The organism is Cedecea sp., from assembly GCF_036500665.1.
GTDB lineage: Bacteria > Pseudomonadota > Gammaproteobacteria > Enterobacterales > Enterobacteriaceae > Cedecea.
The window spans coordinates 58946-73839 of the sequence record NZ_DASYBS010000030.1; the positions used below are offsets into that span (position 1 = coordinate 58946).

12 protein-coding genes are annotated in these 14894 nt (G+C 54.3%); 7 read left to right on the forward strand and 5 right to left on the reverse strand.

Features of this window, described 5'->3' with window-relative positions; genetic code table 11:
* Nucleotides 1-27: 27 nt before the first annotated feature.
* Both VGM55_RS05295 and VGM55_RS05300 read right to left on the reverse strand, forming a co-directional pair.
* Nucleotides 28-573, reverse strand: a complete 546-nt coding sequence (locus tag VGM55_RS05295; RefSeq protein ID WP_331634814.1) for a type 1 fimbrial protein — start codon at nucleotides 571-573, stop codon at nucleotides 28-30.
* A gap of 1568 nt (nucleotides 574-2141) precedes the next feature.
* The gene (locus VGM55_RS05300; RefSeq protein WP_331634815.1) at nucleotides 2142-2561 is read right to left on the reverse strand and encodes a DUF2000 family protein; all 420 of its coding nucleotides are present in this window, start codon (nucleotides 2559-2561) and stop codon (nucleotides 2142-2144) included.
* A gap of 191 nt (nucleotides 2562-2752) precedes the next feature.
* Here VGM55_RS05300 and VGM55_RS05305 point away from each other — a divergent pair, with 191 nt between their 5' ends.
* Both VGM55_RS05305 and dbpA read left to right on the forward strand, forming a co-directional pair.
* Entirely contained in the window at nucleotides 2753-3256 is a 504-nt protein-coding gene (locus VGM55_RS05305) for a DUF1543 domain-containing protein (protein WP_331634816.1), read from the forward strand.
* A gap of 155 nt (nucleotides 3257-3411) precedes the next feature.
* A complete protein-coding gene (dbpA, locus tag VGM55_RS05310) occupies nucleotides 3412-4785 on the forward strand; it encodes an ATP-dependent RNA helicase DbpA (RefSeq protein ID WP_213714510.1) in 1374 nt (457 codons plus the stop codon).
* Between the two features lie 94 nt (nucleotides 4786-4879).
* On the opposite strand, the gene nifJ is transcribed toward dbpA, so the two are convergent.
* Entirely contained in the window at nucleotides 4880-8407 is a 3528-nt protein-coding gene (gene nifJ, locus VGM55_RS05315) for a pyruvate:ferredoxin (flavodoxin) oxidoreductase (RefSeq protein WP_331634817.1), read from the reverse strand.
* Between the two features lie 245 nt (nucleotides 8408-8652).
* Between nifJ and VGM55_RS05320 the strand changes: the two genes are divergently transcribed.
* Nucleotides 8653-8961: a cupin domain-containing protein gene (locus VGM55_RS05320; protein ID WP_154188974.1), complete on the forward strand. Its 309-nt coding sequence runs from the start codon at nucleotides 8653-8655 to the stop codon at nucleotides 8959-8961.
* A gap of 153 nt (nucleotides 8962-9114) precedes the next feature.
* Nucleotides 9115-9381, forward strand: coding sequence for a DUF333 domain-containing protein (locus VGM55_RS05325; protein WP_038472049.1), 267 nt, complete (start codon nucleotides 9115-9117; stop codon nucleotides 9379-9381).
* Here the strand turns inward: VGM55_RS05325 and hslJ are convergent, their stop codons facing one another.
* Together hslJ and VGM55_RS05335 are read right to left on the reverse strand one after the other, a co-directional pair.
* Nucleotides 9382-9813: a heat shock protein HslJ gene (gene hslJ, locus VGM55_RS05330; protein ID WP_154188972.1), complete on the reverse strand. Its 432-nt coding sequence runs from the start codon at nucleotides 9811-9813 to the stop codon at nucleotides 9382-9384.
* A gap of 121 nt (nucleotides 9814-9934) precedes the next feature.
* Entirely contained in the window at nucleotides 9935-10924 is a 990-nt protein-coding gene (locus VGM55_RS05335; protein WP_331634818.1) for a 2-hydroxyacid dehydrogenase, read from the reverse strand.
* A 212-nt stretch (nucleotides 10925-11136) separates the two neighbouring features.
* On the opposite strand from VGM55_RS05335, the gene VGM55_RS05340 reads away from it, so the two are divergent.
* Genes VGM55_RS05340 through VGM55_RS05350 form a run of 3 tightly spaced genes read left to right on the forward strand, consistent with a single transcriptional unit; the run spans nucleotide 11137 to nucleotide 14308 of the window.
* The gene (locus tag VGM55_RS05340; RefSeq protein WP_331634819.1) at nucleotides 11137-13782 is read left to right on the forward strand and encodes a YdbH family protein; all 2646 of its coding nucleotides are present in this window, start codon (nucleotides 11137-11139) and stop codon (nucleotides 13780-13782) included.
* Complete coding sequence (locus VGM55_RS05345; RefSeq protein ID WP_331634820.1) at nucleotides 13779-13970, forward strand: YnbE family lipoprotein; 192 nt, start codon at nucleotides 13779-13781, stop codon at nucleotides 13968-13970. Before VGM55_RS05340 ends, VGM55_RS05345 begins: the two co-directional genes overlap by 4 nt.
* Before the next feature lie 14 nt (nucleotides 13971-13984).
* On the forward strand, nucleotides 13985-14308 hold the full coding sequence (locus tag VGM55_RS05350) for a YdbL family protein (protein WP_331634821.1): 324 nt from the start codon (nucleotides 13985-13987) through the stop codon (nucleotides 14306-14308).
* The last annotated feature ends 586 nt before the right edge of the window (nucleotides 14309-14894 follow it).

Here is a 14894-nt window from a genome sequence, read left to right on the forward strand (position 1 = left end):
TCCTTGTTAACGACTGCGGATGCAGGATCAGTTAACGATATAAGAAACCAGAATTGGAGCGCTGTAAGTCCCGGCTTCTGGCGTTGTATTAGTGGTACCCATACCAACTTTAAAGGTATAGGCAGCGTTGGTTTCATTGCCTGCCATGGCCACTTCGGTACCCTTACCGTTGCTGACAGTCTGACCCTGGCCGTCCTGAATCATAAAGCCGGTAGTTTGGTTATCCTGAGCCACAAATAAGTTTTGCTCATTGTTACTTACAGACGTGATCCCCTGAATAAGAAGCTCACCTTTCTCTGCTTTAGCGCACCCTGTCAGGGTAACCGGCATATCCACCTGCTGGGCTGAAATGGCATTTGGTGCGGTGAAGCTGGCATCAGTACCGCCGACTTTGGTATTAAATACACCGACGTTCAGGATAGATTTACCACCATTGATGGTGACATTGCAGGTAGTATTCGTCAGAATCCCTTGTAGCGTCACTTCTGATGAAGGCGCTGCGAATACATTCAGGCTGGCGGTTGACATACCTGCTAATAATACGGTTGAAAGTAATTTGGTTTTAAAAGTCATATCGAATTCCTATCGAAGAGTAATGAAAATGCATCGGTGGGAATATCCCATCGATTATTTTACGAATGTAATGACAGTTTTGTAATTACGTTCATTTATATGTCAGGTGCTATACATTTTATAATGTAGCGCTCCCGACAGAGTTGCCTTTTTTATAAGGCGTGGTGAACTCATCTGATGCGTATCATGCAGATGGCTTCTTGTTTAAATAACCTAATGTCATGTTGTCGTTTTTCGACGTGGCAATAAATTTGTTGTTTATTTTTGCCTAATTAATGTATAGCGAGAGCTTATTAAATATAAATGTCTATTTGCTTACTCGCTCTTGTTTAGGGCTGTATTTTAGAGGTGATTATTATCTCAGTGCAATGGGGGGGTAACACAGCTTTGTTGTTAATAATAAAATGTTTATTTTTGTGTTTTGTCCATTTGCGTGATTTTTTCTTTAAAAAATAGGCGGTTGGGTGATGGATCCTTTTATTTGCTCACTGTTGAATGTTGTTTTTGTGGTTTTTTATTCTGCATGTAGTGATTTTTGGTGATAATTAAAGACTAAACTCCTAAAAACAAGTTTAATACATAATTTGAAATATTTTTGATGTGATGGTGGGGGATAATATGTTTAAATGTGTATGGTGTTATTTACCCAGTTGTTTTTAAAGGGTTTTATTGATTTAATTAAATTTACATACTCACGATGTGAGTTTTATTTTTATGGGGGAGAGGGCGTTAGATATGCACTGGTATTACATCGCGGTGCTTGATGGAGCATTTATCCATGATGTTTCTTTTTTTTAGCATAAAATATGGTTGGTGATTCAGAGACACCGACTGTGTTTGTGGCAGCACGCTATGTACTAAAACGGGAAAGCCTTTCAGCACCGTTGTCTTAGCAGTATAGAATTAGACGACTGCTTATGTTATCTGTCCAGACCGCTCAAAAGCGTGCGTTAGATCACGGACACAAGAGATTTCGAACGTTGTTGTTAGGGCAGACACAAGCTGTAAGCCAGGCCAAAATCAGTGCAGTGATAAATCAGAGCTCTTCGACTTTCTGGAGACTTCGGATAAATTCAACTGGCGTCATGTCATTTAATGATGAATGCGTTCTCTGCGGCGAAACGCTGTCGTCGCGCTATGAGGATTTGCCGCAGACCCGAGTTTACTGCCGAAAAAGAAACTGGTGACGCTTTTGAAATGAAGGTGGTTATCGGACACAATGGCACCTGATGTGCTCAGACAATTGGCCGCCTTAGTTAACCAGAGCGCTGTGACAGAATTGTCATCGCAGAGGCCCCTGGCGTTTGTGGTTGCCGGCCAATGGCCAGAATAGTCACCCTGCTGAACTTTTTTTTACCCGCCCTGTCAATATCACTGCAAGAGCAATTGGAGAGTATTACGAAGTGAAAGGATTTTTGACGGCATTAATACTCATTGCCAGCTTTCTGATTGGCTGTGCGATGTATTACAAAGTCGGCTGCTGGTTCGAAGACGATATTCTCAATCTCTACGCCGGAGACGAATGGTAAAAAGCCGGGTAATAACACGAGGCATTATTACCCGGCGGCTTAGCCTTTAAAGACCGAAAACTTTTTGGTCACAGGCTTGAGCTTCTCGGTTTCACCGTAGAGCGCAATGCCCACGAAGTCGAGATCGGCGAAGGGCGTTTCGAGCGTATCTTTGATTTGTTGTTCGGAAGAGTGGGACAGCATCGTGGTGGTGAAAAAGTTATACAACATGCCTTCTTCCCGGCACTTCTCAAGCGCCGTAGCCAGCTGGCTACTATTTTTGGACTGAAGCACCACCACCGGGTAATGGTTCATATAGGCGCTTAAGCCACTCTCCTGATTGGAGTAGTCATGAAACTTAGGCTCATCCGCTTTTAGCATAATGCCGCCGCAAAGGTGGCCTACGGCATTCATCTGTACGCTAACGTCGGCGTTGCGGTTCACGATGACATAAAGCTTATAGTCATTATCTTCGAACATTCAGGCTCCTTGTCTTTCATCAGGCGCGCGTTGCTAATTTAGGTTAGGGCGCAACGCAAAAGCATAGTAATCATTTTTTTATCCGGCTTCCTGTTTACGATCAATCTTTAAGCCGCGTTTTATCTGAATAAAAGCGTTCAAATACTCACCGTTATGTATTATTTTATATAACGGAATAATAAGGAGAGCGAATGGAACTTTACGTCTTTTATGTGGGCGGCAATGCCGGAAAATCCAATATCGAAGTGCATGACGTCCAGTTTGTGGCTGCAGAGAAGCCAGAGGACGCGTGGCCTGCGCTGCGGGCGGCCTGGTTTGGTGACAAAGATAAAATCCATATCGACGGTTACGGCAAGCTGCGCTGGGCCGACGGCTACCGCATTAGTCTTTCAGATAAACCCGTTGAGCAAACGCCAAAGCTCTTTTTTGTGAACGTCGGCGGCTACAGCCCGAAAACGCTGGCGGAGCTGCATGAGTTTGATTTCTTTGTAGCGGAAAATCCGGCCCAGGCAAAAGAGAAGGCGATTGCCAGCCTGCTGGTCGACAGCTACCAGCAGCACAAAGACAACCTGAAAGATGTCGATGACTGCCTGCAGCTAGAAAGCGTGGGGGATTATTTTATCCATCTGGAAAAAGCGGAGCAGGGCGAGTGCTTCAGGCCGGAATGGCAGGGCTATTTGCCCATTAGCGAATAACCGACTTTGTCTCTGCCAGGGAAACGGTACCTTATCGAAAGGGGCCGTTTTTTATTGTTTAGCCCGCTAACGCAGCAAAATTGATAAACTCACGCCTGAATCACGCGAATCTGCTAGCATACGCGCCTGCCTGTTATTATTAAGAGATGACCATTGTGACCGCTTTTTCCGCACTGAACGCTTTACCTGAAGCACAACTCGCCAACCTTAGCGAACTGGGGTATCACGAAATGACGCCCGTTCAGGAAGCGGCCTTGCCCGCCATTCTGGCCGGAAAAGACGTCCGTGCGCAGGCAAAAACCGGCAGCGGCAAAACGGCTGCTTTCGGTCTTGGCCTGCTGCAGCACATTGATGCCAGCCAGTTTTTAACCCAGTCGCTGGTGCTGTGCCCAACCCGCGAGCTGGCCGACCAGGTCGCCAAAGAGCTGCGTCGCCTGGCACGCTACATGCCAAATATTAAAATTTTAACCCTGTGTGGCGGCCAGCCGTTTGGCGTACAGCGTGACTCGTTACAGCATGCGCCGCACATTATCGTGGCCACGCCGGGCCGCCTGTTAGATCACCTGAAAAAAGAAACGGTGAAGCTGGAGGCTCTGCAAACGCTGGTGCTGGACGAAGCCGACCGTATGCTGGACATGGGCTTCGCCGACGCCATCGATGAAGTGATTGCCCATGCGCCGGCCAAACGCCAGACGCTGCTTTTCTCCGCCACCTGGCCTGCAGCCATTGCCGCTATCAGCGGGCGAATTCAGCGCGACCCGCAGACTATCGAAATTGATACCGTTGATGAGCTGCCGTCCGTTGAACAGCAGTTTTATGAAATCTCCCGCGGGGGCAAAATCGGCCTGCTGCTGGCGCTGCTCAGCAAGCATCAGCCGGCGTCCTGCGTGGTGTTCTGCAACACCAAAAAAGATTGCCAGGCCGTGTGCGATGCGCTGAACGAGCGACATCAAAGTGCGTTAGCGCTGCACGGCGACATGGAACAGCGCGACCGCGACCAGACGCTGGTGCGTTTTGCCAACGGCAGCAGCCGCGTGCTGGTGGCAACGGACGTTGCGGCACGTGGGCTGGATATTAAAGCGCTGGAAATGGTCATTAACTACGAGCTGTCGTGGGACCCGGAAGTGCACGTTCACCGCATTGGCCGTACCGCGCGAGCGGGGCAAAGCGGGCTGGCTATTAGCTTCTGCGCGCCGGAAGAGGCGCAGCGTGCGAGCGTGCTGGCAGAGATGCTGAATCTTTCGCTGAAATGGCAGCAGGTGCCGTCCGGCGTCTCCGTGAAGCCGCTGGAAGCAGAAATGGCGACGCTGTGCATTGACGGCGGCAAGAAAGCCAAAATGCGTCCGGGCGATATTCTGGGCGCGTTAACCGGAGATATGGGGCTGGAAGGTGCGGACATCGGTAAAATCGACGTCCACCCAATCCATGTTTACGTTGCGGTGCGCCAGTCCGTGGCGCGTCACGCGTGGAAGCAGCTGCAGCAAGGGAAGATAAAAGGCAAGTCGGTGAAGGTTCGCCTGCTGAAATAAACGATCTTTCCCCTCATCCTGACCTTTTCCCCACCATCATCATTCCCCCTCTCCCTTCCAGGGAGAGGGCCGGGGTGAGGGTCATTCCCCCCGATTATTCGCTAACCTTCTCCGCTTTACCCGCCAGCTGCGCCAGGAAATCATATCGCTTCTGCAAATCTGCCGCGGCGTCTTTCCAGAGCTGCTCGGCGACTTCCGGCTGCTGGGCATTCAGGCGACGGAAACGCTGCTCCTTCATCAGCGTATCTGCCAGCGCATCGGACGGCGGACGGGAGTCCAGCGCCAGCGGCAGCTTGCCTTCGTCCGCACGGCGTGGGTCAAATCGGTAGAGCGGCCAGAAGCCGGTGGCGGTCAGCTGACGCATCTGGTCATGGCTCAGCGCCAGATCGTAACCGTGCTCTTCGCAAGGGCTGTAGGCGATGATCAGCGACGGACCTGGGTAGGCTTCCGCCTCCTGAATGGCCTTCATCGTCTGGTTAAGCTGCGCCCCCAGCGAAATCTGTGCGACATACACGTGACCGTACATCATCATGCTGACGCCCAGATCTTTACGCGCCTTGCGTTTGCCGTGCTCGCCGAACTTGGTGACGGCGCCGAGCGGTGTCGCTTTAGAAGCCTGGCCTCCGGTATTGGAGTAACACTGCGTATCCAGCACCAGAATATTGACGTTCTCGGTCAGGCTCAGCACGTGGTCGAGGCCGCCAAAGCCGATGTCGTAAGCCCAGCCGTCGCCGCCAATCAGCCAGATGGATTTCTCCACCAGCGCGTCGGCGTCGGTGACCAGCTGACGCGCGTCAGGATCGTCTACGTTGGCCAGGTGTTTACGCAGTTCGGCAACCTGTTCACGGCGAACTTCCGGTGTGGCTTCGGCGTGAAGCTGCTCGTTAAGCTCGGCCGGAAGTTTATCGGCAAACTGGCTCAGTAAACGCATGACGCGGGCGCGGTGCTGATCCACCGTCAGGCGGAAGCCCAGCCCAAATTCGGCGTTATCCTCAAACAGCGAGTTGGCCCAGGCTGGCCCGCGGCCGTTGGCGTCGGTGGTGTACGGCGTGGACGGCAGGTTGCCGCCGTAAATAGACGAGCAGCCGGTAGCGTTCGCGATAAGCATGCGGTCGCCGAACAGCTGGGTCAGGATTTTAATGTACGGCGTTTCACCGCAGCCGGAGCAGGCGCCGGAGTATTCAAACAGCGGTGTTAACAGCTGAGAAGTACGAATGTCGATGCGCTCCAGGCTGGCGCGGTCGATTTCCGGCAGCGCGAGGAAGAAGTCGTAGTTTTCTTTTTCTTCTGCAACGTGCTCAAGGCGGGACAGCATATTGATGGCCTTGATTTCCGGGTTCTGACGGTCTTTCGCCGGGCAAACTTCCACGCACAGGTTACAGCCGGTGCAGTCTTCTGGCGCAACCTGCAGCACATATTTCTGGCCACGCATATCGCGGGACTTCACGTCCAGAGACTGCAGGGCTTCCGGGGCGCCATCCATTGCCTCCGGCTGAACCACTTTGGCACGAATAGCCGAGTGCGGGCAGGCCGCCACGCAGTGGTTGCACTGGGTACAGATATCCGGCTTCCAGATAGGGATTTCTTCGGCAATGTTGCGTTTTTCCCACTGGGTAGTGCCCATTGGCCAGGTGCCGTCAGGCGGCAGCGCGGAAACCGGCAGGGCATCGCCAAGCCCGGCGAGCATGGCGGCGGTGACGGTTTTCACAAAGTCAGGGGCGGCGTCGGATACCACCGGAGGGCGCATCGCACTTTCCGGGTTAACCGCCTGCAGAGGCACTTCGGCCAGGGAATCGCGAGCCAGCGCCAGCGCCTGCCAGTTACGCTCGACGATTTCCGTCCCTTTGCTGCTGTAGCTTTTGGCAATCGCGCCCTGCAGCTCAGCCAGCGCGGTATCGCCCGGCAGGATCTGTGTCAGGTGGAAGAACGCCATCTGCATCACGGTGTTGATGCGGGCGCCAAGATGGCATTCACGGGCGATTTTCGCCGCGTTGATAACATACAGGCGGGCCTGTTTCTGGTTCAGCACCGCCTGAACTTCCTGCGGCAGTCGGCTCCAGACTTCGTTGGCGGCGTAAGGCGTGTTCAGCAGGAAAATACCGCCGGGTTTCAGGCGCTCGGCCATCTGGTACTTGTCGATAAACTGCAGCTGGTGACAGCCGACGAAATCGGCTTTCTCAATCAGGTAGGTAGAGTTGATTGGCTGTTCGCTGACGCGCAGGTGCGAAACCGTCAGGCCACCGGCCTTTTTGGAGTCATAAACGAAGTAGCCCTGGGTAAACCACGGCGTGGAGTTCCCGATAATTTTGATGTTGTTCTTGGTGGCCGAGACGCTGCCGTCGCTGCCCAGACCATAAAACAGCGCTTCCAGTTTGGCGCGGTTAGGCAGCGTATTTTCCGGCAACGGTAGCGACAGGTTGGTCACGTCGTCATAAATACCCACGGTGAAGCGCGGGCGCGGTTTGGCTTCACTTAACTCGTTAAAGATAGCCAGCACGCATTCCGGACCGAACTCTTTCGACGACAGCCCGTAGCGGCCACCGATGACGCGAGGCAGCGTTTCACGGTCACCGCGGCTGACGGCTTCGGCAAGCGCCGTCATCACATCGAGATACAGCGGCTCGGCAAGGGCGCCTGGTTCTTTGGTTCGGTCAAGCACCGCCACCTGGCGCGCGGTTTGCGGCATAACTTCCAGCAAATGTTCGGCGGAGAAGGGGCGGTACAGGCGAACTTTCAGCACGCCAACCTTCTCGCCCCGGGTCAGCAGCTCATCCACGACCTCTTCGCAGGTGCCGACGGCGGAGCCCATCACGATAATCACGCGCTCCGCTTCAGGGTGGCCGTAATATTCAAACGGACGATAGCTGCGGCCGGTGGTGGCGGCAAAGTCGTTCATCGCCTGTTCAACGTGGGCGTAAACCGCGTTGTACCACGGGTTGGTGGCTTCACGGGACTGGAAATAAGTATCCGGGTTAGCCGAGGTGCCGCGAATCACCGGATGTTCCGGGTTCAGGGCGCGAGCGCGATGCGCGTCGATCTCCTTTTGCGGCAACAGGCTGCGCAAGGTGTCGTCCGCCAGCGGCACGATTTTGTTAATTTCGTGCGAGGTGCGGAAGCCGTCGAAGAAGTGAATAAACGGCACGCGGCTTTTAAGCGTCGCAATGTGCGAAATCAGCGCGAAGTCTTGTGCTTCCTGTACGCTGCTGGCACACAGCATGGCGCAGCCGGTCTGGCGCACGGCCATCACGTCCGAGTGGTCGCCAAAAATGGAGAGCGCGTGGGTGGCTACGGTACGCGCGGCAACATGAAGAACAAAAGGCGTCAGCTGGCCTGCCAGCTTGTACAACGTCGGGATCATCAGCAGCAAACCCTGCGATGAGGTAAACGAGGTGGAGAGGGCGCCGGTTTGTAGCGCCCCGTGTACCGCGCCAATCGCACCGGCTTCCGACTGCATCTCGACGACGCGAGGCGTATCACCCCAGACGTTTTTTCTGCCGTCACCGGACCAGGCATCAGCCTGCTCCGCCATTGTTGAGCTGGGGGTAATAGGATAGATGGCAATTACTTCGCTGGCACGAAACGCCACGGAGGCGACTGCACCGTTGCCGTCGATAGTGATCATAAGACACCCTTACATTGCGCAAAATAAAGGGACCCGCCTGCTTACCTCGAGTCCCGTAATAATCCCCAATTATAGTACGCTCATGTATTTGCTTGAAGTTGCTGAACCTCCGAGTGCACAAATTGATCCAGGCATAACGTGAAGCGTGAGTGAAATGTGTTACCTGAATATCTTATGGTGATTAAGAATTTGTAACGTGAGCAAGATGCGGTATGGGTAGCGCTTTATCAGAATAAGGCGATACGATGTCTACGGGATCATTAATAGAAATTGCGGGAAAATTACCTGTTTTATGGCGCTCACGACTGCTTGGCCATGTTGGAAAAACCAATATCAAGCTTATCAAAATGGGAGGGGAAGGGATCCCGAATGAGTGTCATGCCAAATTTGAGGAGTTACTGGTGGTCATTGAAGGGCAAATGACGCTCGTCGTGGATGATAAAATATTCACCCTGGAGGCCGGGGATTATTATCTCATCCCCCGAAAGGCAATACATTGCGTTCTGCCCGGTAGTCACGGCACGTTGTTGCTCATTGATGAAGAGAGGGAGTGAAAAAGTCTGCGCTCAGAAAATTCTGAGGTTTTAGTTTAAAAAGTGATCCCGGTAGCATAAATCAACACATTTTATTGCTTTGTGCTCTCGACGCAGCGGGAGCCATGCGCCATTATGCAAAGGTTTTGCATATTCAGACGGGAGAGAGAAGCCATGCGCGCTGCGTTTTTAGCCGGTTGTGCCGCACTGTTATTATCAGCATGCAGTAATGAACCCCCTCAACAGGCCACTGCGGCCCACGTACCACCCGGCCTCAGGGCGGCGATGTCCAGCCAGGGCGAAGCGAACTGTGCGATGATTGGCGGCACGATGAGCGTTGCGCGTCAGCTGGACGGCAGTGCGATGGGCATGTGTGCTATGCCGAACGGCAAACGCTGTAGCGAGAACTCGCTTGCCGCTGGCACCTGTGGAAGCTACTGATTAATTAACCAGATCGGCCAGTTTGTACGTCAGCGTGTGCTGGCCGCTTTTCAACACCAGCTGCTGGTTTGCCAGAGAAACGTTAGCCCCGGCGGTCAGCATGTCATTAATACGGTGATCCAGGTCGTTAAGCTGTGGCTCAACGCAAAGCATCATCGTCATGCCCAGCCCTTTCACCTTCAGCGTATTGTTCTCAAGCGTCGCCTGGCCCATAAAGCGGTTACACATCGCGCCAGAAATATGCATGTTCTCACCGAAGCTCAGCTCAGGCGCGCGTTTGGTGTTTTTAACGACCAGAGGCTTGCCGTCAACGCTCTCCAGCACAAAACGGTGGTGCTGCAAATCTTGTGCAGTCACGGAACCTTTATCCGCCGGCTGGGCACAGCCCGCCAGAACAACGCTTGCCAACATCAGTGAAGCAAACTTTTTCATCTCTTCTCCCTAAGGTTTATGTGTCATCAATGAAAGGGCGCCACTTTCGCAGGATGTGGCGCATGAATCAGTAAGGATATTCTTAAAATAACCCCTCTTCCTGCGAGAAGAGGGTACGAAATCAATTAATTTGGTTCGGACAAGGCTCGCCTTTTTCTAACTGACGCAGGTTCTCAAGCGTAGTTTCAGAAATGCCGATCAACGCTTCAGCCGTCAGAAACGCCTGGTGGCCGGTAAACAGCACGTTATGGCAGGCGGAAAGACGGCGGAACACGTCGTCCTGGATCACGTCGTTAGACTTATCTTCAAAGAACAGATCGCGTTCGTTCTCGTACACGTCCATGCCCAGCGCACCGATTTTCTGATGCTTCAGAGCGTCAATCGCGGCCTGGGAATCAATCAGTCCACCGCGGCTGGTGTTAATCACCATGACGCCGTCTTTCATTTGATCAAAGGCGCTTTGGTTCAGCAGATGATAGTTTTCCGGCGTCAGTGGGCAGTGCAGGGAAATAATGTCGGACTGCGAGAACAGCGTTTCGAGGTCGACATACTCCACGCCTAAATCCAGCGCCGCGGCGCTTGGGTACGGATCGAAAGCCAGCAGGCGCAGGCCAAACCCTTTCAGGATACGCAGCGCGGCAACGCCTATCTTCCCGGTGCCGATCACGCCTGCCGTTTTGCCGTGCATGGTAAACCCGGTTAATCCTTCCAGAGAGAAGTTGGCGTCGCGGGTACGCTGATAGGCGCGATGGATGCGGCGATTAAGGCACATCATCATCCCGATAGCGTGTTCAGCCACGGCTTCCGGCGAGTAGGCTGGCACGCGAACAACCGGCATACCAAGCTCTTTTGCCGCGTCTAAATCGACGTTGTTAAAGCCGGCACAGCGCAGCGCGATAAACTTAACGCCATGTTTTTTTAGCTCTTCCAGCACCGGGCGACTACCATCATCATTAACGAAAATGCACACGCCGTCACAGCCGTTGGCGGTTTTGGCCGTTTTTTCACTCAGCAGGAAGTCAAAAAATTCAAGATCAAAGCCATACTCCTGGTTAACCTGCTCCAGATACTTTTTGTCGTACTGTTTTGTGCTATAAATCGCAAGTTTCATAAGACTTATCTCCAGAAAGGGTTGGTTCTAAAATTATCATGCTTAAAATAATCATACAATTTATAAACTGAAATTTTAACGGCAGGTGACTATTTCGCTTTCCAGGCAGACTATGCTTAATGCAGCCGCTGCCTTCACGCCCGGCCTGAATCGTGCCAGAATAATGACATATTTCGGCTTAAATTGTCGCTGAATCAGGATATTAACCACCCATGAAGGGTAAATATAAAGCCGTTCTTGCACTGCTGTTAGCGCTTATTCTGCTGCCGCTGTCGCTGCTGTTAACTGTTGCGCACTGGTTACCGACGCTTGCCGGTATCTGGTTGCCGCAGGGGACGAGAATCGCCATGGAGGCCAGCCCACGCCTGCACAACGGCGCGATTGTGATTCCCGATCTTCGCTATCTTGCCGGGGAGTGCGAGCTTGCAAGCCTTAAGGATGCGACCCTCAGCCATCCGAGCCGCTGGCGTCTGCATCTCGCCGCGCTCAACCTGAACCCCGACTGCATCAGCAAAATCCCGGCAGAGGATTCTGCACCTGCCGCGCCGCGCACCCTTGAAGAATGGCAGAAAATGCTGCCGAACACCTGGCTGACGATTGATCAGCTCAACGTCACGCCGTGGCTGCAATATGCCGGCGCGCTGCATCTTTCGCTCACGCCACAGCAGCAACAGCTGGATTATCAGGGCAAATTGCTCACGCTTTCCGCTACCCTTAAAGGGCAAAACCTGAAGATTAGCGACCTGAAAGTCGGGGCATTCGAAGGGCTTCCGCCGCTGGAATTGGTTGGGGATTTAACACTCCCGCTGGTGCCCGACGGCCTGCCGACGGACGGCCAGGTTGCGACGCAGCTGCAAATCCCTCAGGAGCCCGATAAGTTGAACGTGGCCCTGAAATGGCACAAAAACGCAGGAACGCTGGCGGTCAAAAAAGCGCAGAGTGACGAAGAGCCGCTGCTGAACATTCCCTGGCGCCTGAGTGAGAAGGTGTTTGAAATTGATGGCGGGCAGTGGCGCTGGCCCTATGAAGGCTTCCCGCTGGGCGGCGGGCTGACGCTGAAAGTTGAAAACTGGCAGGACGGGCTGGATAACGCGGTATTTACCGGGCGCATGAACGTCCTGACCCAGGGCGCAGCCGGGAAGGGCAACGCCGTGTTAAACATCGGTCCCGGCAAGCTCAGCCTGACCGACAGCGCCTTGCCGCTGCAGCTCACCGGCGAGGCGAAGCAGGATCGGCTGATTTTTTACGCAGTGCTGCCGGGGCAGCTGACGGGGGCCTTGACCGACCCGGAGCTGCTGTTCCAGCCCGGCGCGCTGCTGCGTTCACGCGGGCGGCTCATTGAAACCCTGAACATCGACGACGTGCGCTGGCCGCTGGCGGGCGTGCGCGTCTCCAGTAAAGGCGTGGACGGCAGGCTGCAGGCTATTCTTCGTGCCCACGATAATGAAATGGGGACCGTTGAGCTTCACCTTGACGGCAGGGCGAACGACTTCCTGCCGGACGCCGGGCTGTGGCAATGGCGCTACTGGGGCAAAGGCAGCTTCAGGCCGATGCAGGCGAAATGGGACGTGCGTGGTCTTGGCGAGTGGCGGGACAGCGCCATCGAACTGAGTTCATTGTCAACCGGCTTCGACAAGCTTCAGTACGGCTCGATGCTGATGTCCAAACCTCGGCTGGTGCTGGACAAGCCGCTGCGCTGGGAGCGTGACGAACAAAAAGAGACCTTTAACGGCGACTTCTCGCTCGATGCAGGCGCCACGACCTTTAGCGGCGGCAGCACATTACCGCCCTCAACGCTCAAGTTCAGCGTAGATGGGCAAAACCCGACCTCTTTCCTGTTCAAAGGCAATCTGCATGCCGGGAAGATTGGCCCGGTGCGCGTAGTGGGGCGCTGGGACGGAGAGCGCTTGCGCGGCAATGCTTGGTGGCCAAAACAAACGCTCACCGTGTTCCAGCCTTTGCTGCCAGCTGACTGGAAAATGGATCTCAAGGGCGGCGATCTGTACGCCCAGGTTGCCTTCTCCGCCGCCGCAGGACAAGGCTTCGAGGCCGGAGGCCACGGCGTGGTGAAAAGCGGCAGCGTCTGGATGCCCGACAACCAGATTAACGGCGTCGACTTCGTGCTGCCGTTCCGCTTTAGCGATTCTACCTGGCACCTTGGCACCCGCGGGCCGGTGACGTTACGCATCGCCGAAGTGCGCAACCAGATAGCGGCGCAGAACATTACCGCCGATCTGGAAGGCTGGTACCCGTGGAGCGAGCAACAGCCGCTGCTGCTGACCAACGTCAGCGCGGATGTGCTCGGGGGCAAAATTTCAATGCAGCAATTGCGTATGCCGCAGCGGGACGCTGCGCTCTTACGGCTGCAGGGGCTGTCATCCAGCCAGCTCGTCACCGCCATCAACCCCAAACAGTTCAGTATGTCCGGGCGATTCAACGGCGCGCTGCCGCTGTGGCTCAACCATCCGCAGTGGATTATCAAAGACGGCTGGCTGACCAACCCTGGCCCGATGACGTTCCGCATGGATAAAGACATGGCGGACGCCATCGTCGACAACAACATGGCGGCGGGCGCGGCCATCAACTGGCTGCGCTACATGGAAATCTCGCGATCCTGGACCCAGATTGACCTCGACAACCTCGGGGTGGTCAGGATGCGCTCCAGCGTGACCGGTATTAGCCACGTCGAGGGCAAGACCAACACCGTCAATCTCAACTATACCCATCAGGAAAATCTGTTTACCCTGTGGCGCAGTTTGCGCTTTGGCGATAATTTACAAACCTGGCTGGAAGAGAACGCCGCGCTGCCAACGGCTCGCTGCACCCAACCCGGTGAAGCCTGTGAGGAACCCAAATGAAGTATTTTACCGCTGTACTGCTGGCATCGACGGCGCTGATGCTGACAGGCTGCACGCCGCGAATCGAAGTGGCTGCCCCTAAAGAGCCGATCACCATCAATATGAACGTCAAAATCGAACACGAAATCCATATCAAAGTGGATAAAGACGTCGAAAGCCTGCTTAAAAACCGTAGCGATCTGTTCTGAGAAGGGGAACGTCGATGAACACTATGATTAAAGGCCTGCTGCTGGCCGGCCTGTTCTTCAGCACATCCGCAATGGCGCTGACCCTAAACGAAGCGCGTGAACAGGGGCGAGTGGGGGAAACGCTCAGCGGCTATATCGCAGCGATCAAACAGGACCCGGAAACGCTGGCGCTGGTAAAGAGCATTAACGAAGGCCGCGCTCAGCATTATCAGCAGCTGGCGGACACCAATAATATCTCAATCAACGAAGTGGCCCGTCTTGCGGGACAGAAACTGGTGGACAGGGCACCCGCCGGAGAATACGTACGCGGCCTGAACGGGCAGTGGATGAAGAAATAGCTTTATGTCTATTCCCCCTCTCCCTCTGGGCTATCTCTTATTCACAAATACGCTCTATGAAGGATTAACTAAGGTTCCGTTCACTTCCAGAGCTGCTTCATATGCAGCCACCGCATCGGTGAACGACTCGGGGAAATCACCGTTATTTCCCCGAGACCCCGGACTCCCGGCCAAATAAATCGACCGCTGAAGCGGCAGACCTCCGTTTTATCTCCCAGTCCTGGGTCGGCTGAGATGCGTTCCCGACGTTCTCAGCCTCCGGCCGTTCCCGACGCCCGGACCCTGGCCAGTCGGAGAGAAAACGGAGGCGATTTAAGCCGGAACCGAGCCTCGCTTCTTATTTTTACCCTCACCCTAACCCTCTCCCTGGAAGGGAGAGGGGATAAACAATGTTTCCCATAGCTTTTGTTTTCTCCCTCGCCCCTTTGGGGAGAGGGCTGGGGTGAGGGGAAGATTTGTCCCCGTCTCTCATCGGCCCCGGTTATGACCCAACTCAAGCGGGGTTGAGCTGTCGGGAACAGCGAAAGAGAGCGATCGTCGGGAACGAATCGCGAACGACCCCGAATGTTTGGGTGATAGCCGGTGG